The organism is Salibacter sp., from assembly GCF_031581065.1.
GTDB lineage: Bacteria > Bacteroidota > Bacteroidia > Flavobacteriales_G > Salibacteraceae > Salibacter.
Genome location: NZ_JAVLBN010000001.1, coordinates 46,196 through 69,096 on the forward strand (window position 1 = coordinate 46,196; position 22,901 = coordinate 69,096).

20 protein-coding genes and 1 pseudogene are annotated in these 22,901 nt (G+C 41.2%); 15 read left to right on the forward strand and 6 right to left on the reverse strand.

What is annotated here, in order from left to right:
* Positions 1-54: 54 nt before the first annotated feature.
* Positions 55-414 carry a hypothetical protein gene (locus RI557_RS00190; RefSeq protein ID WP_310667884.1) on the reverse strand — a complete coding sequence of 120 codons (360 nt, stop codon included), beginning with the start codon at positions 412-414 and terminating at the stop codon, positions 55-57.
* Positions 415-581: 167 nt separating this feature from the next.
* Here RI557_RS00190 and RI557_RS00195 point away from each other — a divergent pair, with 167 nt between their 5' ends.
* The 11 genes from RI557_RS00195 to rplT all read left to right on the forward strand — a co-directional run bounded on the left by RI557_RS00195 (position 582) and on the right by rplT (position 12,780).
* Positions 582-1,022, forward strand: a complete 441-nt coding sequence (locus RI557_RS00195; RefSeq protein WP_310667885.1) for a DUF1573 domain-containing protein — start codon at positions 582-584, stop codon at positions 1,020-1,022.
* A gap of 204 nt (positions 1,023-1,226) precedes the next feature.
* Positions 1,227-2,525 carry a DEAD/DEAH box helicase gene (locus RI557_RS00200; RefSeq protein ID WP_310667886.1) on the forward strand — a complete coding sequence of 433 codons (1,299 nt, stop codon included), beginning with the start codon at positions 1,227-1,229 and terminating at the stop codon, positions 2,523-2,525.
* Positions 2,525-3,751: a pitrilysin family protein gene (locus RI557_RS00205; RefSeq protein ID WP_310667887.1), complete on the forward strand. Its 1,227-nt coding sequence runs from the start codon at positions 2,525-2,527 to the stop codon at positions 3,749-3,751. Before RI557_RS00200 ends, RI557_RS00205 begins: the two co-directional genes overlap by 1 nt.
* A gap of 3 nt (positions 3,752-3,754) precedes the next feature.
* Positions 3,755-4,393 carry a class I SAM-dependent methyltransferase gene (locus RI557_RS00210; RefSeq protein ID WP_310681315.1) on the forward strand — a complete coding sequence of 213 codons (639 nt, stop codon included), beginning with the start codon at positions 3,755-3,757 and terminating at the stop codon, positions 4,391-4,393.
* 124 nt (positions 4,394-4,517) lie between these two features.
* Entirely contained in the window at positions 4,518-6,587 is a 2,070-nt protein-coding gene (locus tag RI557_RS00215; RefSeq protein WP_310681316.1) for a T9SS type A sorting domain-containing protein, read from the forward strand.
* Positions 6,588-6,629: 42 nt separating this feature from the next.
* Positions 6,630-7,580: a hypothetical protein gene (locus tag RI557_RS00220; RefSeq protein ID WP_310667890.1), complete on the forward strand. Its 951-nt coding sequence runs from the start codon at positions 6,630-6,632 to the stop codon at positions 7,578-7,580.
* 9 nt (positions 7,581-7,589) lie between these two features.
* Positions 7,590-9,410 carry an ABC transporter ATP-binding protein gene (locus RI557_RS00225; RefSeq protein ID WP_310681318.1) on the forward strand — a complete coding sequence of 607 codons (1,821 nt, stop codon included), beginning with the start codon at positions 7,590-7,592 and terminating at the stop codon, positions 9,408-9,410.
* Positions 9,411-9,582: 172 nt separating this feature from the next.
* Positions 9,583-11,535, forward strand: a complete 1,953-nt coding sequence (thrS, locus tag RI557_RS00230) for a threonine--tRNA ligase (RefSeq protein ID WP_310667296.1) — start codon at positions 9,583-9,585, stop codon at positions 11,533-11,535.
* Between the two features lie 55 nt (positions 11,536-11,590).
* The gene (infC, locus tag RI557_RS00235) at positions 11,591-12,118 is read left to right on the forward strand and encodes a translation initiation factor IF-3 (RefSeq protein WP_310667371.1); all 528 of its coding nucleotides are present in this window, start codon (positions 11,591-11,593) and stop codon (positions 12,116-12,118) included.
* 26 nt (positions 12,119-12,144) lie between these two features.
* Positions 12,145-12,342: a 50S ribosomal protein L35 gene (gene rpmI / locus RI557_RS00240; RefSeq protein WP_310667298.1), complete on the forward strand. Its 198-nt coding sequence runs from the start codon at positions 12,145-12,147 to the stop codon at positions 12,340-12,342.
* A gap of 93 nt (positions 12,343-12,435) precedes the next feature.
* Positions 12,436-12,780 carry a 50S ribosomal protein L20 gene (gene rplT, locus RI557_RS00245; RefSeq protein ID WP_310667301.1) on the forward strand — a complete coding sequence of 115 codons (345 nt, stop codon included), beginning with the start codon at positions 12,436-12,438 and terminating at the stop codon, positions 12,778-12,780.
* 354 nt (positions 12,781-13,134) lie between these two features.
* Here rplT and RI557_RS00250 read toward each other — a convergent pair whose 3' ends face one another.
* The 4 genes from RI557_RS00250 to RI557_RS00265 form a co-directional block, all read right to left on the reverse strand.
* A complete protein-coding gene (locus tag RI557_RS00250; RefSeq protein WP_310667303.1) occupies positions 13,135-14,172 on the reverse strand; it encodes a tetratricopeptide repeat protein in 1,038 nt (345 codons plus the stop codon).
* A gap of 74 nt (positions 14,173-14,246) precedes the next feature.
* A complete protein-coding gene (recA, locus tag RI557_RS00255) occupies positions 14,247-15,278 on the reverse strand; it encodes a recombinase RecA (RefSeq protein WP_310667305.1) in 1,032 nt (343 codons plus the stop codon).
* Between the two features lie 66 nt (positions 15,279-15,344).
* Entirely contained in the window at positions 15,345-15,806 is a 462-nt protein-coding gene (bcp, locus tag RI557_RS00260) for a thioredoxin-dependent thiol peroxidase (RefSeq protein ID WP_310667307.1), read from the reverse strand.
* A 49-nt stretch (positions 15,807-15,855) separates the two neighbouring features.
* Positions 15,856-17,088, reverse strand: coding sequence for a DUF1343 domain-containing protein (locus RI557_RS00265; protein ID WP_310681329.1), 1,233 nt, complete (start codon positions 17,086-17,088; stop codon positions 15,856-15,858).
* Between the two features lie 36 nt (positions 17,089-17,124).
* Here RI557_RS00265 and RI557_RS00270 point away from each other — a divergent pair, with 36 nt between their 5' ends.
* The 4 genes and pseudogenes from RI557_RS00270 (at position 17,125) to RI557_RS00285 (ending at position 22,549) form a co-directional block, all read left to right on the forward strand.
* Positions 17,125-18,348, forward strand: a complete 1,224-nt coding sequence (locus tag RI557_RS00270) for an FtsX-like permease family protein (RefSeq protein WP_310681331.1) — start codon at positions 17,125-17,127, stop codon at positions 18,346-18,348.
* An 85-nt stretch (positions 18,349-18,433) separates the two neighbouring features.
* Positions 18,434-19,420: pseudogene (locus RI557_RS00275) on the forward strand (PLP-dependent cysteine synthase family protein); the annotation flags it as partial.
* Positions 19,421-19,425: 5 nt separating this feature from the next.
* Positions 19,426-20,223: a helical backbone metal receptor gene (locus tag RI557_RS00280; RefSeq protein ID WP_310681333.1), complete on the forward strand. Its 798-nt coding sequence runs from the start codon at positions 19,426-19,428 to the stop codon at positions 20,221-20,223.
* Between the two features lie 10 nt (positions 20,224-20,233).
* Positions 20,234-22,549: a patatin-like phospholipase family protein gene (locus RI557_RS00285; RefSeq protein ID WP_310667317.1), complete on the forward strand. Its 2,316-nt coding sequence runs from the start codon at positions 20,234-20,236 to the stop codon at positions 22,547-22,549.
* Here RI557_RS00285 and RI557_RS00290 read toward each other — a convergent pair.
* Positions 22,546-22,878 carry a DUF3467 domain-containing protein gene (locus tag RI557_RS00290; protein WP_151169708.1) on the reverse strand — a complete coding sequence of 111 codons (333 nt, stop codon included), beginning with the start codon at positions 22,876-22,878 and terminating at the stop codon, positions 22,546-22,548. The two genes, RI557_RS00285 and RI557_RS00290, sit on opposite strands and share 4 nt — an antisense overlap.
* Positions 22,879-22,901 lie beyond the last annotated feature (23 nt).

Consider the following 22,901-nt stretch of genomic DNA (forward strand, 5'->3'; position numbering starts at 1 on the left):
ATAAGAGAATTAAAAGTATGATTACAATCGCAAGTCTTACAATGTTTTTATTCATTACAACACAAATTGGACATTCTCTTTATTACTGCGAAGGGGCACAACCTGGCGCTTTTCAACGCCTCCCTTAGTGCGCTTTATGATGATGTTATTAATCTCGCGGTCAACTTCAACCTGAACGAGTGTGCTTCCGTCTCTATCTGAAATTTCAGTAGCAACATATTCGAGCTCATCACCATTAACCTGATAAAAATCGTAAGTTATAGTTTTTCCTTTAATATCTTCAATTGTGAGTTCAATTTGTTTCGTGGAAGAAGGGCTTCCATCTCCACTTTCTTCACCGGGGAAGCATCCTGTTACAAATAATAGCGTCAATGCAATAGAAACAAAGTGCAGGTAGGAATAAATTAATTTCATTTTTACCGGGTTTAAGGATTACAAATTTATTTGTTGTTTAAAACAATCATTAGATTTGGCGAAGAAATTACAAATCTCATTCCGTTGTTAACTATTAGTTAAGCATTAATTGCGTTTTGTAAAAGTTTTTATGTTTGTATTCACCTATTTATAAAATGAAAATAGCCATGAAGAAATTACTTTTATCATTAAGCCTTGTATTGTTTGCAGGAGCTACATTGTTCGCACAGGAAGTAGGCGGACCAGAAATCGAATTCGAAAAAAATGTTCACGACTTTGGTAAGATGAAGCAGTACGGTGACGCCTCTACTGAGTTTAAGTTTACCAACACTGGTTCTGAACCACTTATCATTTCAAATGCAAGAGGTTCTTGTGGATGTACAGTGCCATCCTGGCCAAGAGAACCTATCGCTCCAGGTGAAAGTGCTGTGATAAATGTGAAGTACGATTCTAAAAGAATTGGACCGATCAACAAGAGCGTAACGATAACTTCAAATGCTGTAAACCAGCCTACAAAAGTTATCAGAATTAAAGGTCACATCGACCCTGCTCCAAAAGAAGAAACAATGCCTGTAAACAAAAGTGACGGAGCACCTGTTTCAAAATAGATTCCAACAATTATTCCCAATAATGCAAAGGCTTTCTCAAATTGAGAAAGCCTTTTTTCATTCTCTTAATTCTGATTGCTAATATTGGTGAATATTTAAACAGCTTCTTTACTTTTGAACCAGTTATTTACGAGTTGAGGTACTATCCCATCAATCTCAACTATTCAAATGAAGGAGTATAATCACTCCGCATATCTATTTAATATGGAAATAAAAACATTTTCAGATTTCAACCTCAACAAAGACTTACTCTCAGCGGTTGACGCTTTTGGTTTTGACAAGCCCACTCCTATTCAAGCTCAGGTAATTCCTGAAATACTTAAAGGTCAGGATATAATTGGGTGCGCACAAACCGGAACCGGTAAAACAGCGGCATTTTTAATTCCGCTAGTCAATAAATTACTCGAAAAAGAAAGCAATAAAGTACGCTGTGTGATTTTATCACCAACACGAGAACTCGCTCAGCAAATCGAACAAAACCTCATCGGTTTTATTTACGGAACTCACGTTTCCTGCCAGGCTGTTTACGGTGGTAACGAAGGTGCTGAGTTCTCTCAGCAAAAAGCTTCCATTCAAAATGGTGTCGATATTATTGTCGCTACACCGGGTAGATTGAAATCTCACATTAGCCTCGGCTATGCCGATTTCAGCGAACTCGACTTCTTTATTTTGGATGAAGCAGACCGCATGCTCGATATGGGTTTTATAGAAGACATCAAACTGCTCAACAGCAAGCTGCCCGAGAAAAAACAAACGTTACTGTTCTCTGCCACGATGGCTCCTAACATTAGAAAACTGGCAGAAAAGATTCTCAACAACCCAACACAAATCAACCTCTCTGTTGACAAGCCGGCTGAAAACATCAACCAGTTAGCTTACCTCGTTTACGATGAGAATAAAGTAGCTCTGCTCGAACATATTGTGAAAACACAGGATGTGAAAACAATGGTAGTTTTTGCCTCCCGCAAAAGCGATGTAGATCGTATTGCCAATAGCTTAAAAAAATACAACTTCCCCATCGCTGCTATTCACTCAGGCAAAGACCAAAGTGAGCGAAATGAGATTTTGAGAAAATTCAAAGCCGGTCACTACAAGGTGCTCGTTGCTACAGATATTCTTTCTCGTGGAATCGATATCGATGATTTGAGTCACGTGGTCAATCACGATATTCCGGATGACCCTGCCGATTACGTTCACCGTGTTGGTAGAACAGCCAGAGCAGGAAAATCAGGAGCTGCTATTTCATTCATCAACCCAAAAGATCAATTCAAGTTTTACAATATTGAAAAGCTGGTTGAAAAAGACCTGGAAAAACTGCAAACTCCTGAGGAAATAGGAAATAGCCCCGGCTACGATCCCAAACGAAAATCGGGCAATAGCCGTAATAAGTTTAGGGGAAAGTCGAAACACAAACATCACAACAAAGGCAAAAAGCATCACGGTCAGAACCAAAACAAACAAAAGCACAACAACCCGCGACCAAAAAATAAAGGTCACAATTAATGAATCCTGAAGTTGTCAAATTAAATAGCGGATTACGCGTTGTTTACGAACACCACAACAGCATTGCTTCGCATGCCGGCTTTTTCATCGACTGCGGAACGCGCGATGAAAAGCAGGACGAATTTGGAATGGCTCACTTCATCGAGCACTGCCTGTTCAAGGGAACCAACAACAGAAAAGCGTTTCATGTCCTCAGCAGGATTGATAATGTAGGTGGCGAGCTCAATGCATTCACTTCAAAAGAAGACACGGTCATTCACGCTTCGTTTTTGGCTGAACACACACAGCGATCAGTTGAGTTATTGAGTGATATCACTTTTAATTCCACCTTTCCAGATCGCGAAATAACGAAAGAAAAACTCATTGTCATTGATGAGATTTACGCTTACCAGGACAGCCCGGGTGAGCAGATTTATGATGATTTTGAAGATCAGGTTTTTACCGGTCATCCGCTGGGGCACAATATTTTGGGAACACTAAGCAATATCAAGCGATTCAATCGCGCCTCACTAACCGACTTTTACTCGCGGAATTACACTCCGTCAAACATCATTTTTTCTTACTGTGGATCTCAACCACTCGACAAAATAATTCGGCTACTGGAAAAATACACGCCTGCCGGATCTGACCGAAACACAAAAAAATCCACATCAAATTTAAAGTATGAACCCAGGCAAGTCGTAAGTAAACGCGATGTTAACCAGGCACACCTCATGATAGGAAATCTCGCTTATGACTCGCATCACGAAAACAGGCGTGCGCTCGTTTTGCTCAACAATATTTTGGGCGGACCTGCAATGAACAGCAGGCTCAACCTCAACATCAGTGAGAAATACGGGTTTGCTTATCACCTCGAATCGGGGTTTGTTTCTTACGCTGATACCGGACTATTTAGTGTTTATCTGGGTACAGAACCCAAATACCTCGACAAGTCGATTAAACTGATTCACAGAGAGCTGGACAAGTTGGTCAACAAAAAACTGGGGCCTATTCAACTCAACCAGGCCAGGCAGCAATTAAAAGGACAGCTCTCACTCGCAAGGGAAAGCGGGCTCAACACGATGTTGGCAATGGGCAAGAGTTTGATGAATTACGATGAAGTTGATACCCTGGAAGATGTTTTTGAACAAATTGAATCCATCACAGCCGAGCAATTACAGGATGTAGCAGCCGATATTTTCAATCCAGATCAAATGAGCTCTCTTATCTTTGAGCCAAATAACTGATTTATGGATTTCATTGAACACGACATCCTTGATTACGCGATTAATCACAGCGATTCAGAACCTGAAATTTTGCAGCAATTAAATCGCGAAACGCATATAAAAGTCCTCAATCCGCGCATGTTAGCAGGAGACTACCAGGGCCGGCTTTTGAGCATGATCAGCTTCATGATCAGACCCAAAAACATTCTGGAAATAGGGACTTACACAGGCTACTCAGCACTTTGCTGGCTTGAAGGACTTAAAGATGATGGTGAAATTCACACGATTGACAAAAACGAGGAGTTGCAACCCATTCTCAAAAAATACCTGAAACTGGACGAGCCCAACAATCCTATTCACTTTCACCTGGGAAACGCTCTCGAAATCATTGATCAACTCGATAAAGACTGGGATTTGGTTTTCCTCGATGCCGATAAATCGAACTATCTCAATTACTACGAAAAAGTAATTCCCAAAATGAAACCGGGTAGTTTCATCGTAGCCGATAACGTATTGTGGAGCGGAAAAGTACTCGATGAAAAGGCAAACGATGAGGACACAATAGCCCTCAAAAAGTTCAATCAACACATTAAAGAAGACGATCGCGTGAGCGAGATCATGCTCCCAATTAGAGATGGCATTACCATAATTAGAAAACTTTAGGTTTGGTTTTAAAGCCAGAATACTGCGCTCTCACCGTTAAAACAAGCTTTCAGTGAATTAGAAGAGAACCGTATTACAGTCGGCCTGGTATTTGTGTTAACTTCAGAACCTAAATCTATGACGTATGAGAAGTATTTTACTGGCTTTCGTTTCGGTGCTATTTATTTCAAATTTGCAGGCTCAAAACAGCATTCAAAAGCAGAGCATGGTGTGTCTGCTAGACATGACCCACCTCAACAATAATAATGACTCTCGTCTTTTTGCCTGTAAGCAGGTTTTAATTGCCACAGGAGCTTCATTTGTCGTGCGAAAATCAATTGGCGATGCCAGTCAGTACGGAGCAATACTTTTCTCATCAGATATTTTAAACGGAACGTTCAATTCTGCACAGCGTGACTCAATCATAAATTACGTCTCAAACGGAGGCGTTGTCATCACCTCCAATGTCAAAGACCCGGATTTCTACAACTTGTTTGGAATCAGCGACTATACTACTGAACGAAGAAATTATACACTCAACTGGCGAACGGGGTACGACTCCACATTATTCACATACTTCAATCACGAATTCGAAAATGAAATAAGCCTGGGAGATCCTGACAGAGGAGATGCACTTTACACTCGCCATTACGAATTGAACGGAGCAACTCCACTGGGCTACTTCAACAACAATCAGCAAAAGCCGGCTGTCATCACTCATGAATTTGGTCAGGGTCGTGTTTATGCTTTTGGACTTTCCCTTCGCGATGTAACGTTGCGCAACATGCTCAATTACGATTACGGAGCACACAGAGTATATTCAAATGGATTTGAGCCGTCAGGAGACATGTTCCCACTCTTCATACGTTCCATTTTAGCGAAAGAAATCGAAAACTTTGTGTGGAAACACACATCTCCGGTCAACAGCTACAACACCGTAATGATCACACACGATATCGACAGCCGAACAGGGATGGACACCATGAAGTACTTTGCTCAGGAAGAATTATCTCGCGGAATTGTCGCAACCTACAATGTTACAACTCGCTACTTTGCCGATAGTGTCCTCAGCGCTTTTTACCTCGATAAAGAAAACAAGGTTCAGGAGTTACTTTCTTACAACCAAAAAATATGCAGCCACTCAGTTGGTCACTTTCGCGATTTTGATGATTTCAAAATGGGTCCATCCGGACTAACACCCTTCAATTATACACCATTCAACAATGGAGATAGCACGAGAAACGGCTATGTAATGCCTGAGGTTGAAGTATCAAAGAACATGCTGGAGCAAAACCACGGTGTTCAAATAAAAACATTCAGAGCCGGACACCTCCTCTATCCTGATGCTTTACCCGCAGCCCTCGAATCACAAGGCTACCTGTATGAAAGCACCCTCAGTACAAATGACATCCTGTACAGTTTCCCATTTCCTCTAAAAGAAGACAGAAGCTTTAGTGGCCGCACAACATCAGTCCTGGAAATCTCCATGACCTTAAGCGATGTTTACGGTGGCATTTCAAAAGAAAATTACCACTACGCAGTTGACGACTGGCTGCGATCAACCCTTGAGTACGAATACAACTACTCACCGGTAACGTTACTCATCCACCCAAACAGAAGATGGAAAGTTGACGCGATGAAAATCTACCTCGATTACCTGAGCGAGAAAAACATGATTCTCGACATGGAAACTTACGGCAACTTTTGGAAAAAGAGAGAACAACTTCAATTTTGGTCAGAGCCACAGGGGAACGGCACAACAGTTATCACGATACCCGATGATCAGTTTCCGCTCGATCCATTCTTGAGCTTTGGTGTGCACGGTACTGAAAACAACGGAAAAGTAATCGTGAAACGAGAGAGCGGACAAGAACTCAACTTCACCTCAGAAAATGTGCATCCGCGAAACCACATCCTCGTTTACCAACCAACTTTTGCCGTTGGAAATAAAACTGTTAAACAAGAATCTAATACGATACAGCTCTACCCAAACCCCTCCTCACCTGGTGGGCAAATCACGATCGACAAAGCATTTGATTCAGGGGTTGAGTTATCGATGTACAACCTCAGTGGCCAGCTCGTTTACAGCAAAACTTTTGCAGCCGGCTCAATGGTCAGAACCAGTTTGCCCGCAGACCTAAACCCCGGAGTTTACGTAATTCGCATTTCCGGCTCTGACCGTAACTACACGAAGAAAGTGCTCATAACGCAGTAGTATAATTTCAAAAAACCTAATTTCGCACAAAATCTTTCATGCATGAAGATAAGCGGTTTTAGCTTTGGGCGAAACGTATCAAAATTATATTACCCGATTAAGGAATCCATTCTCTCTATCTTGCCGATTTGTGACGAGTTTATTTTCGTTTTAGGCAAAGGTGACGAGGACGATAATACCAAAGAGATTCTCGAGACAATCGACTCACCAAAACTGAAAATCATTGAGACTGAGTGGGATACAGAAGCTTTTCCAAACGGAATGGAAAATGCCCACCAAACTGATATCGCGATGGAGCACTGCACCGGTGACTGGTTGTTCTACGTGCAGGCAGATGAAGTGGTACACGAAAAATATTTACCCGTCATAAAAGCGAGATGTGAAGAGCTTCTTGACAATGAAAAAGTTGAAGGACTTTTGTTCAAATACCGTCACTTTTTTGGCGATTACGAGCACTACATCAATCATCACGGCTGGTACCAAAATGAGATTAGAATTGTACGCAATAAACCTGACATCCATTCATTTGAATCGGCACAATCATTTCGTAGGATTCCGAATTTTGACGGAAAGAGTTACCGCCAACAAAAAGGCTCTTACCTGTTGAATGTAGCTAAGGTTGAAGCTTACATTTACCACTACGGCTGGGTGCGCCCGCCAAAGTACATGCAGAGCAAAAAGAAAGCACTCGACAGCATCCACAAAGGAGACAGCAAAGCCGAAGCACTTTACAAAGACCGCGAGCAGGAGTTTGATTACGGTCCGCTTAAAGGTTTGCCAAAATTCAAAGAAACGCATCCTGCTGTGATGAAGGATAAAATGAAAGATTTCAATTGGGCCGATAGCCTCAACTACACGACCAATAAACTCCCAAACAGGCCTAAGTTCAAGCACGAGAAGACGAAGTATCGTGTTTTGTCGTTCTTAGAGCGAAATATCAATGGCGGAAAACATTTTTTCCCCTTTAAAAACTGGAAATTACTCAACGTTTAAATTCTCTGAATGAAGAGCTTACTCAAAATAGTTAAGTACATAGTACCGTACAAAACATTCGCTTTTTTGAGTGTTTTTTCGAATATATTGCACGTAATTTTTCACCTGCTTTCAATCCTGGCACTCATCCCGTTTTTATCAATCATTATGGGTAGAGCTGATCGCGTTACAGAACGCCCTGAATTTGAGTTGAGCTCTGACTATGTAAAGGAGATGTTCAGCTATCAAATCACACCTTACATCGATAAATTTGGAGTTGAAGGAGCGCTCTTTTACATCTGTATTTTGATCGCTATTTTGTTCTTTCTCAAAAACCTCTTCCGTTATTTCGCGAAATTTTTCCTCGCTTCAATTCGCAGTGGCGTTGTGCGAGACATCCGCGCCCAGGTTTTCAAAAAGATTTTGGCTCTTCCGCTCTCATTCTACTCTGAAGAGAAAAAAGGAGATATTATTAGTCGGATCACGGGAGACGTGCAGGAGATAGAATGGTCGATCATGAACTCGCTGGAAATGGTTTTCCGCGATCCCATCAGCATTGTGATGTCGCTCATCTTTATGTTGACACTGAACGCTGAATTGACACTTTTCGCTTTCATCCTCTTACCCATCAGTGGAATTATCATTGGAAAAATAGGAAAAAGCCTCAAACGCACCTCTTCAAAGCTCCAAATCAGAATGGGCGAATTACTATCGAGCGTTGAAGAGACACTCGGAGGATTGCGCATACTCAAAGCCTTTAACGCAGAAGAATCTGCCGATAAAAAATTCACCGGTATCAACACAATTTACCGCAACACCATGTTGCGCATGTTCCGCAAACGCGACCTCGCCTCACCGGCAAGTGAGTTTTTAGGAGCATTAGTGATGGTTATTTTGGTTTGGTACGGTGGACAAATGGTCGTTGACGAATCAGTTGATTTCAGTGCTGAAGAATTCATCGGTTACATCGCGATGTTCTCACAGTTGCTGAATCCGGCAAAATCTCTTTCAACAGCTTATTACAACATTCAAAAAGGAGCTGCCTCAACGGAGCGAATCGAAAAAATATTACAGGCTGAAAACAAAATCAAAGACAAGTCAAATGCCCTCTCTATCGCGAATTTTGAAAACGCTATCGAATACAGAGGCTTGAGTTTTGCTTACGAAGAAACAAAGGTTCTGAAAAACATCAACATCAAAGTTTCCAAGGGTAAAACAATTGCACTCGTTGGGCAATCCGGTGGTGGTAAATCCACACTGGTCGATTTACTCCCTCGTTTTTACGATCCTGTTGAAGGGGGAGTTTTTATCGATGATAAAGACATCAGGGAATACAAGATCAAAGATCTGCGTAACCTCATGGGTATTGTTTCTCAGCGTTCAATTCTGTTCAATGACAGCGTGTTCAACAACATTGCTCTGGGAGTTGAAAACCCCGACCGCGAAGCTGTGATTGAAGCGGCTAAAATTGCGAATGCACACGAATTCATCGAGAACCTTCCGAACGGGTACGACACCAACATTGGCGATGGTGGCGGAAAGTTATCAGGCGGTCAACAACAACGCATCAGCATAGCCAGAGCTGTATTGAAAAACCCACCCATTATGATATTGGACGAGGCAACCTCTGCGTTGGATACAGAATCTGAAAAACTCGTTCAGGACGCTCTCTACAAGTTGATGGAAAACCGTACGTCTATCGTTATCGCTCACCGATTGTCGACTATTCAGCACGCTGATGAAATCATCGTCATGCAGGAAGGTGAAGTCGTAGAACGCGGAAATCACGATAACCTCATCGCTCAGGGAGGTGTTTACAAAAAGCTAACAGACTTGCAGGCTTTTGAGTAAGAATAGGTGTTTTTTTACGGTCAGAACCGAACTACTTTAAGGTAAAACCTGAGTCTACATAATGTGTATTTCCGGCTCTGACCGAAAAGACCTCACAAATCAATCGTGTAAAGATGAGAAGAGGTCTTTACAAACGGTGGAAACTTACTATCTTTGCCGGCCTCGAATAGCTATGGAAAAAATTACAATTACATTACCGGATGGTTCAAAGCGCGAAGTGGAAAAAGGAACTTCAGCGCTGGATGTTGCCAAAAGTATTAGTGAAGGACTGGCTCGCAACGTGTTAGCCGCAGAGGTTAACGGTGAAGTTCGCGATGCTACACGTCCTATTGATGACAATGCAACACTCAAGTTGCTCACCTGGAATGATGATAACGGCAAATCAACCATGTGGCACTCATCAGCTCACTTGCTGGCCGAGGCGCTCGAAGAACTCTATCCTGGTATTAAGCTTGGCATTGGTCCGCCAATTGAAAACGGTTTTTACTACGATGTTGACTTTGGCGATCATGAATTTTCGAGTGACGATTTCAAGAAAATCGAGCAGAAAATGCTCGAACTGGCCAAAGAGAAGAATGAGTACCAACGCCAGGAAATATCCAAGCAGGACGCACTCGATTATTACAATAATAAAGGCGATGAGTACAAGCTGGAACTCATCAACGATCTCAATGATGGCGAAATAACATTCTACACGCAGGGGAATTTCACTGATTTGTGTAGAGGTCCGCACATTCCAAATACCGGCTTCATAAAAGCTGCCAAGCTTTTGAGTACTGCCGGTGCATACTGGAGAGGTAATGAAAACAACAAAATGCTCACGCGCATTTACGGTATCACATTTCCCAAGAAAAAGGAATTGACAGAATACCTCGAGCAACTCGAAGAAGCGAAAAAACGCGACCACAGAAAGATCGGGAAAGAACTCGGGTTGTTTACTTTTTCAGAAAAAGTTGGTCAGGGACTTCCATTGTGGCTACCCAAAGGTGCTGCACTTCGGGAACGCCTTGAGCAGTTTTTGAAAAGAGCGCAAAAAATTGCGGGTTACGAACCTGTTATCACGCCACACATCGGGCATAAAGATCTTTATGTAACGAGTGGTCACTACGCAAAATACGGTGAAGATTCATTTAAGCCAATCGACACACCTAACGAAGGCGAAGAGTTTTTGCTCAAGCCAATGAACTGCCCGCATCACTGTGAGGTTTACAAGTCAGAGCCGAAATCGTACCGCGACTTGCCGGTTCGTTACGCTGAGTTTGGTACTGTTTACCGCTACGAGCAAAGTGGAGAGCTTCACGGTCTCACTCGTGTTCGCGGATTTACTCAAGATGATGCGCACATCTTTTGCACGCCAGACCAGGTAAAAGACGAGTTCAAGAAAGTTATCGATCTCGTTCTCTACATTTTTAAAACACTCGACTTTAAAGACTTCACGGCTCAGGTATCAGTGAGAGATCCTAAAGATCACAGCAAGTACATAGGAGCTGAGGAGAACTGGGAAAAAGCAGAACAATCGATCATTGAAGCAGCTAAGGAAAAAGAGCTCAACTACGTGATCGAGGAAGACGAAGCTGCGTTTTACGGACCAAAGCTCGACTTCATGGTTCGCGATGCAATCGGCAGAAAATGGCAACTCGGAACAATCCAGGTGGACTACAACCTACCTGAGCGTTTTGAGTTGGAATTCACCGGATCTGACAATCAAAAACACCGCCCGGTAATGATTCACCGCGCGCCTTTTGGTTCGATGGAGCGTTTTGTTGCTGTATTGACTGAGCACTGTGCCGGAAACTTCCCGATGTGGCTCACACCAGAGCAGGTTGCGATTCTGCCGGTAAGTGAAAAATACAACGAAGCAGCTGAGGAACTTTCAAAAAAGTTAAATAATTCCGATATTCGCGCCATCGTAGATGATCGTAATGAAAAGATAGGCAGAAAGATACGGGACAACGAATTGAAGAAAATCCCGTATATGCTCATCTACGGAGAAAAAGAAATTGAAAGCCAGTCGCTGGCAGTGCGCAAGCACGGAGAAGGTGACCTTGGCACTATGCCGGTAGATAAGTTCATCGAGCACGTACAAAATGAGGTTCAGGAACAAACCGGCACTTTTAATGGTTAATGAACACAAAGTTTAATTAAAGTAGGAGGACTTAGTCATAAGAAGAAAAAAACCTATCCGCAGAAAGAAAGAGAATCCGCACAAGATTAATCGCTTTATTAAAGCAGATCCTGTGAGGGTAGTTGGTGATAATATTGGACAAGATGTTATGCCTTTGAAAGAGGCTCTTAATATGGCTGATGATATGGGGCTTGACCTCGTTGAAATTTCGCCAAAGGCCGATCCGCCTGTCTGTAAAATCATTGATTACAAAAAGTTCCTTTACGAGCAAAAGAAGCGTCAAAAAGAGATCAAGCAAAAGACGCAAAAAGTTGTTGTTAAGGAAATTCGTTTTGGGCCCAACACCGATGATCACGATTACGAGTTTAAGAAGAATCACGCTGTCAAATTTTTGAAAGAAGGTGCAAAACTGAAAGCATTTGTGTTCTTTAAAGGACGTTCTATCCTGTTTAAGGATAAAGGAAAAATGCTCTTGCTTCAACTCGCTCAGGATCTTGAAGAATACGGTACAGTTGAACAAATGCCCAAGCTGGAAGGTAAACGCATGACGATGTTCTTTGCGCCCAAGAAGAATAAGAAATAATTCAGATCGAGATAAATAGTTAGTTTATGCCAAAGATGAAAACAAACGCCAGTGCCAAGAAGCGTTTTAAGCTTACAGGTTCTGGAAAGGTGAAAAGGAAGCACGCGTTTAAATCGCACATCCTCACCAAAAAATCGAAGAAAAGAAAACGTGCGCTTACGCACTCAGGTTTGGTTGACAAATCTGATGAAGCAAACATTAAGCGCCTGTTGACACTCAAGTAAGAGATGTCAGGTTTCAAAGTTGTTAAACCCGGAATTGAGCCAAAATTGAAAAAAGTGCCTCGTGCCGCTTAATTCCAAAAAACGAAATTTAATATGCCAAGATCAACAAACTCCGTAGCCAGTAGAGCGAGGAGAAAAAAGGTAATGAAGCAGGCCAAAGGATACTATGGCCGCAGAAAAAATGTTTGGACGGTTTCAAAGAATGCTGTTGAAAAAGGAATGCAGTATGCTTACGTTGGCCGCAAACAAAAGAAAAGAAACTTTAGAAAACTTTGGATACAGCGTATCAACGCAGCAGCTCGCCAGGAGGGATTGTCTTATTCACAATTCATGGGCAAGTTGAAGGATTCAAATGTTGAGCTGAACCGTAAGGTTCTCGCTGATTTAGCGCTCAATCATCCTGAAGCGTTTAAAGCCGTTGTCAATAAAGTAAAATAAAGTAAGAATTTTTGATCTGAATTATTTGAAGGGAACTCAATTGAGTTCCCTTTTTTGTTTTATTTGATTTAAACTTGTTACAATCTATAAATTCTATAAGCTATGAAAAACAAAATAAACATCATTAGAAAAAATGAAGATACAGTTCTTTAAGAAGTTACTGAAGATAGTATTAAAAAAGCACTCGAGAATATTTTCGGACTCTACACTTCTGAAAGTCATAAATTTAATCTTATACTAAATTGTAAAGACTTAACTTTATCTTTTGAGCCTAATGTGTCTAATAAAGTAAAAGAAATCTACTCACCACTCGTTATCAAAGCCAATAAACATATAAAAAACAGTAAATGATACTTACTTTCCCTCCATCTTCTCCTCTATCCTACTCTTAGCACGAGCAGCAAGTTCAAAGTCTGGTTTTAGGTTGAGAGCTTCGTTGACATCAGCTAAGGCAGCGGTGAGTTGTCCGTCACGTTCTTTTGCCAAAGCGCGGTTTAAATATGCTTTGTAATTCATCGGGTTGATGTTGATCACGTTCGTGTACATCATAGCCGCACTGTCGTATTTTTCAAGATGCTCAAGGTAGATGAATCCTTTGTTGAAATGCGCGTTGTAGAATGACTCGTTGTGACGCAAAATAGCATCGTATTCCTCCATCGCTTCGCGGTACTTTCCCTGGTTCTGAAGGTAAAAGCCTTTATTGTAATGAGCTTCGTAATTCGTACTATCTACCCTGATGGCGTTGTCGTAATACGAAACCGTGAGCGGATGCTGAACTTTTGCGTGTAATAAACCAAGTTGTATCCACGCATCATAATGATCGTTATCCTGCTCCGTTGCGGTTCTAAACGAAGAAACAGCCAACTTGAAGTTCCCCTGTTCCTTGTAAGCAAGACCTTTAATGTAGTAGGGCTCAGCTAAAAACTCATTGGTCTTCAATGCTGAGTTAGCGTGTTCATATACTTTTTCATAATCCTGCAGAATGAGGTAAATCCAGGCCATGCGTATGTGCGCATCAGAGTAATCAGGATCGAGATCGAGCGCGTTATTCACAGTTTGCATCGATTCTTTGATGCGTTTTGAGTCGTAATAAAGTTTCGATAAATGAACCCATGTTCGCGGAGCCGTAGAATCTGCCTTTACTGCACGTTTCGCCTCATCGAGCGCTTCACCAAACTGTTTTCTCTTTTGATAAACCGAGCTTTTGGCGATGTACAAATCAGGGTTGTTGGGGTCATTTTTGATCTGTTCATTGAGAACTTTGATCGTGTCTTTTTGATTTGCCTGTGTGTTCTGCTCTTTTTGGTCAGATCCGGAAGCATCCGTTTTCGGTTCTGACGAGCAACTAAATAGCAGAATTGAAGCCGTGAGTATTGTCAGTAAAGTTTTCATATTGCGATTTTAATCAATAAAAAAGGGCACTTCAAATGAAGCGCCCCAATATTACGGTTTTTTAAGAATTTCCGTTATTCTTTTCCTTTTTCTTCAGCCGGTTCTTCAGTAGGGTTGATAGCATCTTTGATCTTGTTTTCAATCTCTTCGCTCAATTCCGGGTTGTCTTCGAGCAGTTGTTTCACTGCATCGCGGCCCTGACCAAGTTTTGTATCTCCGTAGCTAAACCACGATCCGCTCTTTTTCACGATTCCGTGATCCACACCCAGATCGATGAGTTCACCGGTTTTAGAAATTCCTTTTCCGTACATGATATCAAACTCAGCTTTCCTGAATGGCGAAGCAACTTTGTTCTTCACGACTTTTACACGAGTCGAGTTTCCTAATACTTCATCACCACTTTTGAGCTGACCTGTTCTGCGGATATCCAAACGAACTGATGAATAAAACTTGAGTGCATTACCACCGGTTGTCGTTTCAGGATTCCCGAACATCACACCAATTTTTTCGCGCAACTGGTTGATGAAAATGGCAGTACAATGCGTTTTTGAAATAGAAGCAGTGAGCTTACGCAAAGCCTGAGACATAAGTCGAGCCTGTAGTCCCATTTTGGAATCGCCCATTTCACCTTCAATCTCTGCTTTAGGTGTAAGTGCCGCAACCGAATCGACAATGAGGAGGTCAATTGCTCCGGATCTGATCAGGTTATCAGCAATTTCGAGAGCTTGTTCACCATTATCGGGTTGTGAAATGAGAAGGTTTTCAGTATCCACTCCAAGTGCTTCAGCGTACACACGGTCAAAAGCGTGCTCAGCATCTACGATTGCCGCAATACCGCCCTGCTTTTGAACTTCAGCAATTGCGTGAATAGCAAGAGTTGTTTTACCTGAAGATTCAGGACCGTAAATCTCAACTACTCTACCTCTTGGCAAGCCACCTACTCCCAGAGCAATATCCAGCGAAAGTGAGCCGGTTGGAATTACGTCAACATCTTCAACCACCTTATCTCCAAGGCGCATAATTGCTCCTTTTCCGTAGGTTTTATCAAGGCGGTCCATGGTCATTTGAAGCGCTTTGAGCTTCTCTTTTGAAATATCTTTAGCCATAATTATTCTGTGTTTCTATCAATTTGTGAGCAAACATACCTAAGCAAAACGTAATCTATTTACGGTTTACTTGTAAGCTTCTAAAATTTGGTTCGTGTGGTCTTTCGTCTTTACTTTTTTGAAGACTTTTTCAATTTTCCCTTCTTCATCAATAACAAATGTTGTGCGATGGATACCATCTTTCACTTTGCCCATGAATTTCTTTGGTCCCCAAATTCCGTATTGTTCAATAACCTCTTTTTCTGTATCGGCAAGGAGTGGAAAAGGGAGGTCGTATTTGTTGATGAAGTTCTGGTGTTTTTTTTCTGAATCTGCCGAAACACCTAAAATTTCAAAACCTTGCTTTTGCAACTCCTCGTAATTGTCTCTCAGGTTACAGGCCTCATTCGTACAACCGGGCGTATTATCCTTTGGATAAAAGTAAAGCACTAACTTTTTTCCTTTGTAATCACTTAATTGAATGGTGTTGCCTTCCTGATCTACTCCTTTAAAACCTGGAGCCTTATCGCCTTCTTGTAAATGTGTCATTTCAGTTTGTTTTTTGAGGTAACCACGAAGTTAACGAAATGGTTCGTACTTATTCAAAATCGGGATATAAGATGTACTTTTTTCGCGTTTCCCTGTACTCGTCAAGTTGTGGTTGCCACGATTTTCTTATCGCTTCAATTGACTTACTCTCCTCAATAGAATTCATCATAGAACTATTTCCAGCGAGAAGATTGAAAAATTGATTCTTCAGGAAAAAGTTATCCTTATCGGGATAATTTTCATAGGCTATTTTAAGCCAGTTGAGATAAAGACGTTGCGTATCCATCATGAATTTGGGATCGAGTTTTCTCAAATCAAAGCCTCTGCATTTTTCACCTTTTAACTTGGGATTCTTTGCTCCGTGAGACGGTTCAGGTGTAAAATAAAATTTCCCGACTTTTAAATCAGGATGTCCAAAAACTTCAAATGGAAAATCTGTCCCTCTACCTACACTCATCACTGTTCCTTCAAAAAGCGCCACACTCGGATAAAAGTAAATTGCGTTCATGGTACGCAAATTTGGCGAAGGATCGATTGGTAACTGGTAGAGATCTGAATGTGAGTAATTCTCCATTTCTATCACGGTCAGATCACAGACTAGCTCACCCTCGAGCCAGCCTTCTCCGTTGATCATTTTTGCCAACTCGCCAACTGTACATCCGTGCACAACCGGGATAGGGTCAAGCCCCACGAATGATTTTTGTTCCGGTTCAAGAACGGGACCATCAACGTAAAAGCCATTGGGGTTTGGCCTGTCGAGTACCCAAAGTTTTTTATCATTTTCAGCACAGGCTTCCATCAAATAATGAAGTGTGGAAATGTATGTGTAAAAACGAACTCCCACATCCTGAATATCGAAAATGACAACATCCACATTTTTCAAATCAGCCTTTGAAGGTTTCTTTTTTGAGTTGTAAAGTGAAATAATCGGCAATCCCGTTTTAGAATCCGTTTTGCTTTTTACTGTTTCTCCGGCATCGGCAGTTCCGCGAAAACCATGCTCAGGCGAAAACACCTTAGTTACATTTAGTCCGCTCTGCAAGAGGTAGTCAACGAGGTGTTCGCCCTCCACAACAGCCGTGTGGTTAGCTACAACCGCAATTCGCTTACCTGCCAGCTTTGAGGCGTATTTTGGCAAGCGTTCAGCCCCCATCGAAATATCGTCATCCGTTTTCAAGGTGTGGCTCTGACCGTTACAAAAAAACGAAACCAGGAAAAGCAAAAGAAATCCTGCTCCTTCAACGAATCGTTTTACTTTTATGCGCTTAAAATTCGAATTCATAATAGCGGCCAAACTTAAATCAAATAACGGGTTAAATTGAAATTTGAACGATTCATAGCGGCAAAAATGATTGGGGAGCGCAAAAGTGCTTCCAGCAACACTCGACCGATTATCAAAATTGCGATTGGCGGTATTGCCATTGGCGTTGCGGTGATGATTTTATCATTTGCCATCCTTACTGGTTTTCAAAATGAAATTAGGCAAAAGGTAGTTGGTTTTGGCTCTCACATTCAAATTTCCAGTTTTGATAATGCACAGGGAGTAGATATTCATCCCATTTCCACGAATCAGGATTTTTACCCGGCAGCCGACAGTTTCAGGCAAGTTGAAAACATTCAGGTTTACGCTTCAAAACCCGGTATTTTAAAGACCGATGATGAGATTTTGGGCATTGTTTTCAAAGGTGTTGGCGAAGATTTCAACTGGAAGTTTTTTGAGCGCAACATAGAAAAAGGTAAAGTTCCGCGTTTTGGTGAGAACCGAAAAGACAGTATACTCCTATCAGAACACATAGCCGATAAGATGAAGCTGGATGTTGGCGATAAAATTTATGTGTACTTCATCAGGAATGAAAAACCGAGACCGAGAAGGTTTTATGTATCGGGTATTTACAAAACCGGAATGGGTAAGTTTGACGAACTTATTCTATTAGGCGATATCAAACATGTTCAAAGTATCAATGGCTGGGACTCCACTCAGGTTGGCGGATTTGAGATCAACCTGAAAGATTACGAAGCGCTTCAACAAACCAATGACGAAGTGTACAATGCTATTCCTTACTCGCTCAACGCTACTAATATCCAGGAAAAATACCCTGATATTTTTGGTTGGCTGGAGCTACAGGATATGAATGTTGTGATTATCGTCATACTCATCATACTGGTTTCTTCTATTAACATGACCTCTGCCCTACTCATCATGATCCTGGAACGAACAGGAATGATAGGAATATTAAAAGCGATGGGGAGCAGGAATTGGAGCATCAGGAAAATATTCCTGTACAATGCTGTTTACCTTATATCTGTGGGTGTATTTTGGGGGAATTTGATTGGAATTGGGATAGCCCTGTTACAGGAACAATTCAGGTTCATCACACTTCCTGAAGAGACTTATTACATTTCGTATGTTCCTGTCAATTTAGACATCTCGCACATCCTGCTGCTCAATTTTGGAACTGTGGCACTGTGTACGGTCATGTTGATTATTCCTTCAATGGTTATTACGAGAATATCACCGGTTAGAGCTATCAAGTTTGACTGATCACCAAATAAGACATTTTTATTACTGAGGAATTAATCCCGACCTTTATTCGTTAGCTTTGCACCAGCAAAATCAAAACAGCAAAATGAAAGATAAACGCGTTTACAACAACATTATCGAAGCAATTGGCAATACGCCACTTATCAAGCTGAACAAAATAGCTGAAGACTTTCCCGCTGAAGTTTGGGCCAAAGTTGAATATTTCAATCCCGGTCACTCTGTTAAAGACCGCATGGCCCTCAAAATGGTTGAAGATGCTGAAAAAGAAGGCAAACTAAAACCAGGTGGAACAATTATAGAGTGTACTTCAGGAAACACCGGAATGGGATTAGCAATTGTAGCTGCTGTAAAAGGTTACAAGCTTATTTGCACATTGAGTGATAAACAGTCAAAAGAAAAAATTGATATCTTAAAAGCAATGGGTGCTGAAGTTAGAGTTTGCCCAACTGACGTAGCTCCCGACCACCCTGAATCTTATTACTCTGTAGCCTCCAGATTGAGTAAAGAAATCGAAAACTCTTTCTACCCTTACCAGTACGACAACATGTCGAATACTAAAGCTCATTACGAGACAACAGGTCCAGAAATTTGGGAGCAAACAAACGGAGAAATCACACATTTTATCGTGGGTGTTGGAACAGGTGGAACTGTTTCAGGTGTTGCCAAATACTTGAAAGAGAAAAACCCTAATATTAAGATTTGGGGGGTTGATGCTTACGGATCTGTTTTCAAAAAATACCACGAAACTGGTGAGTTTGATGAGAATGAAATCTATTCTTACACTACTGAAGGTATTGGTGAAGACATTCTTCCTAAAAACGTAAACTTCGATCTTATCGATCACTTTGAAAAAGTTACGGATAAGGATGGAGCATTAGTAGCACGTGAAATGGCTCGTAAAGAAGGCCTTTTCTTAGGTTACTCTTGCGGATCTACATTTCAGGGATTACGTCAATTGAAAGACGAACTGAAACCAACTGATAAGGTTGTGGCGCTATTCCACGATCACGGAAGCCGATACGTGGGAAAAGTTTACAATGACGAGTGGATGAAAGAACAAGGATTCCTCGATTAATAATGTCCCAGGTTACTGATCAGGTTGGTTATCAAATAAACTTAAAGAGTGAGGTGAACAGTATTGTAAGTACTGTTCCCTCACAAACTGAACTCCTTTTTGACCTGGGTTTGGGTTCAAAAGTGAAAGGTGTTACCCGTTTTTGCGTTCATCCTAAAAACGCAGTAGCCGATATTCCAAAAATTGGCGGCACCAAGAATCTCGACATCGAAAAAATCAGGGAAATTAATCCTGATCTCATCATCGGGAACAAAGAAGAGAACATCAAAGAGCAGGTTGAAGAATTAAAAGCTGATTTTCCCATTTGGTTGAGTGATATCAAATCGCCTCATGACGCACTCGACATGATAACGGAAATCGGAAAAATCACTCAAACACAAGATAAAGCCGTTGAGCTTGTTAACGAAGTTCAGCAATTGCTCGATGAGTTGGCTGAGATTGGCTCTGACCGAAAAAAGAAAGCTCTGGTTTTCATTTGGAAAGATCCTTACATGGTTGCCGGCCGCGACACCTATATTCACGAAGTGCTCAAATTAATCGGTTATGAAACTGCCATTCATCGCGATGAAGAGCGTTATCCGCAAGTTACAGTGGAGCAAATTCTTGAAAGTAAACCCGATTTATTGCTGTTTACATCAGAACCATTCCCGTACAGTTCCAGTGAGTTACAGATTTTCCATGGAAAAATTCCAACTTGTAAAAAGCTCATAGTCAATGGTGAATATTTTTCCTGGTACGGCAGCCGGATGCGCAAATCTTTTCAATACTTTAAACAGCTAAAACGTCAATTAAATCCCTAATTTAGACACGATGAAAGTTCGCTTCATACTCGCCACTCTTTTTCTGGTTTCCCTTTTGGGTTTTGGTCAGAACCAAAAGGTGGGCCTGGTATTGAGTGGTGGCGGGGCTGACGGTTTAGCGCACATCGGACTCTTAAAAGCTCTCGAAGAAAACAACATTCCGGTTGATTACATCACCGGTTCTTCGATGGGAGCACTAATTGGCAGTTTATATGCTAGCGGCTACACTCCTGAACAACTCGAAAGACTTTTTACCTCTCGCAAATACCAGTTGATGTCACAAGGTGTAATTGCTGAAGAATTTCAGTTTTTTCTACCTCAAAACGAACCAAACCCTTCTTTGATCAATGTAAAATTTTCAAAAGACAGTTTATTCAAAGCTGTTTTACCTACAAATCTCATTTCACCGGTTGCGATAGATTTTGAGGTGATGAAATACTTGGGTCCGGCAGCAGCTGCAGCTCACTATAACTTTGACAGTTTGATGATTCCATTTAGGTGTGTTGCATCAGACATTGCCGATAAAAAACAAGTTGTTTTTGAAAACGGAAGTCTTTTCAAAGCTGTTCGCGCATCAATGGCTTACCCTTTTTACCTAAAACCAATTAGAGTCAACGAAAAATTGTTATTTGATGGAGGACTGTACAATAACTTCCCTGTAAATGTGATGTGTGAATCATTTAATGCTGATTTTATCATTGGTAGCAAGGTCGCTAATAACAACCCTGAACCAAATGAAGACGATGTTCTTTCACAAATAAAAAGCATGATGATGGGTCGCACAGATTTCTCCATCAATTGTGCTCCCGGATTGATTATTGAACCTAAAGTCAACAATGGTGTTTTTGAATTTGAAAATGCTCAAGAAATCATAGACTCTGGCTATATAGCTGCCAACAGAAATATTGAAGTGTTAAAATCAAGAATATCAACAAGAACTGACAGCTCCCAAATAGCTCAAAAAAGAGCAAAATTTCAAAGGAAAAATCCAGAAATATTAATTGACGACCTCGATATTAGGGATCTGAAAAGTAAAGAAAAGGAATACGTCAAAAACTCTTTTGAAGACTTGACCAGGAATGGAACTCTTTCACTTTCTGAATTAGAAAACGACTACTACCGGCTCAATACTGATCCTTTTGTAAAATCAGTCCTCCCGGATTTGTGCTATAATGAAGAGGATTCCGCTTATACGTTTGAAGTAGATATTCAAAAAGAGAGTGAATTTGAGGTTTCTTTTGGTGGCAACTTCGCTTCGCGATCAGTATCGCATGGTTTTATAGGTGCCAAATACAACAACATGTCACGCATTGGATTTCAACCACAAGCTACCTTTCACTTTGGTAGACTATACGATGCAATCCACGGAGATATAAACTTTTATACTCCGGGAAGAATCCCATTCTACCTCAAGCCCCATATAACGCTTCACCGATTCAATTACTTTGAAAGCGGATATACATCGCTACTTTCTGATGAGCGTCCTTCCTATATTGTCCTCAGAGAAATCCATGCAGGTATAGAGGGAGCAGTATCAATCGGTAACAGAGGCAAACTTTATGCTGACGGTGGATACTTTAAGATGATTGATGATTACTACCAAACTAAAAGCTTTAACGCAGTAGATACTGCCGATGTATCAATTCAGGAAGGCTGGTACTCTAAGATCGGTTACCTTCAAAACAACCTGAATGATCCACATTACCCAACAAAGGGGAAAAAGATAGGTCTTTCTGTACAATACTTACAGGGAAACGAATATCAGGAACCAGGTACAACTGCTCTTTTTGATAATAAACTAAAGGAAGAACACAAATGGTTTATAGCCAGGTTCCAATTTGAAAATTATTTTTTCTCAAAACGCAGGTTTAGAATTGGCTGGATGACAGACATTGCCTATTCGTCTCAAGACTTACTGCAAAATTATACAGCTACAATCGCACGAGCTCCTGCATTTCAGCCTACCGTTGATAGCAAAACGCTTTTTATGGAATCTTTCAGAGCCCTACAATACGGAGCTGGCGGACTTAAAATTTTGTATAAAATATCTGATAATTGGCATGTTCGTGCAGAAGGTTACCTCTTTCAGCCTTACAAAGAAATCACCAAAAACACTACAACGAGAAAAGCAGAGCTAGGAAAAGCCTGGGAGTCACAATACACGATTGGGAGTGTAACAGGCGTATATAAAAGCCCAATAGGACCTATTGGGCTGAGTTTTAATTACTACGATAATATTCCAGAAGTAGCACGTGAAGATGATAATCCGTTCAGGATTCTATTCAATTTTGGCTACCTGATCTTCAATGATAAAGTCACTGATTAAGCCTTAGTGGTTGGACCACCAAAGTTCATCGGGATGTTTTGATTTCCTCCACCTTCATGATCAGTAATTTCGCCAAAGTTTTGCTCGTATTTTGAGATGTTATCGTTCAGAGCCTTCATCAACCTCTTGGCGTGTTGAGGAGTCATAATGATTCTCGACTTCACTTTAGCTTTGGGAGCTCCCGGCACAATACGCACAAAGTCCACGACAAATTCTGATGAAGAATGTGTCATAATAGCAAGGTTCGAATACACACCTTCTGAAACCTCTTCAGAAAGCTCAATATTTAACTGATTCTGATTACCTGATTTATTATCCTGATCACTCATAATTCAATATTTAAGCATAAAAA

Excerpts from the sequence above, each read along its gene's own strand:
- rplT (WP_310667301.1), top strand. The coding sequence starts at position 12,436 with ATGCCAAGATCAACAAACTCCGTAGCCAGTAGAGCGAGGAGAAAAAAG.
- recA (WP_310667305.1), bottom strand. The coding sequence starts at position 15,278 with ATGGCTAAAGATATTTCAAAAGAGAAGCTCAAAGCGCTTCAAATGACC.
- RI557_RS00220 (WP_310667890.1), top strand. The coding sequence starts at position 6,630 with ATGAAGATAAGCGGTTTTAGCTTTGGGCGAAACGTATCAAAATTATAT.
- RI557_RS00225 (WP_310681318.1), top strand. The coding sequence starts at position 7,590 with ATGAAGAGCTTACTCAAAATAGTTAAGTACATAGTACCGTACAAAACA.
- RI557_RS00195 (WP_310667885.1), top strand. The coding sequence starts at position 582 with ATGAAGAAATTACTTTTATCATTAAGCCTTGTATTGTTTGCAGGAGCT.
- thrS (WP_310667296.1), top strand. The coding sequence starts at position 9,583 with ATGGAAAAAATTACAATTACATTACCGGATGGTTCAAAGCGCGAAGTG.
- RI557_RS00190 (WP_310667884.1), bottom strand. The coding sequence starts at position 414 with ATGAAATTAATTTATTCCTACCTGCACTTTGTTTCTATTGCATTGACG.
- RI557_RS00265 (WP_310681329.1), bottom strand. The coding sequence starts at position 17,088 with ATGAATTCGAATTTTAAGCGCATAAAAGTAAAACGATTCGTTGAAGGA.
- RI557_RS00205 (WP_310667887.1), top strand. The coding sequence starts at position 2,525 with ATGAATCCTGAAGTTGTCAAATTAAATAGCGGATTACGCGTTGTTTAC.
- RI557_RS00215 (WP_310681316.1), top strand. The coding sequence starts at position 4,518 with ATGAGAAGTATTTTACTGGCTTTCGTTTCGGTGCTATTTATTTCAAAT.
- RI557_RS00200 (WP_310667886.1), top strand. The coding sequence starts at position 1,227 with ATGGAAATAAAAACATTTTCAGATTTCAACCTCAACAAAGACTTACTC.
- RI557_RS00285 (WP_310667317.1), top strand. The coding sequence starts at position 20,234 with ATGAAAGTTCGCTTCATACTCGCCACTCTTTTTCTGGTTTCCCTTTTG.
- rpmI (WP_310667298.1), top strand. The coding sequence starts at position 12,145 with ATGCCAAAGATGAAAACAAACGCCAGTGCCAAGAAGCGTTTTAAGCTT.
- RI557_RS00210 (WP_310681315.1), top strand. The coding sequence starts at position 3,755 with ATGGATTTCATTGAACACGACATCCTTGATTACGCGATTAATCACAGC.
- bcp (WP_310667307.1), bottom strand. The coding sequence starts at position 15,806 with ATGACACATTTACAAGAAGGCGATAAGGCTCCAGGTTTTAAAGGAGTA.
- RI557_RS00280 (WP_310681333.1), top strand. The coding sequence starts at position 19,426 with ATGTCCCAGGTTACTGATCAGGTTGGTTATCAAATAAACTTAAAGAGT.
- RI557_RS00250 (WP_310667303.1), bottom strand. The coding sequence starts at position 14,172 with ATGAAAACTTTACTGACAATACTCACGGCTTCAATTCTGCTATTTAGT.
- RI557_RS00290 (WP_151169708.1), bottom strand. The coding sequence starts at position 22,878 with ATGAGTGATCAGGATAATAAATCAGGTAATCAGAATCAGTTAAATATT.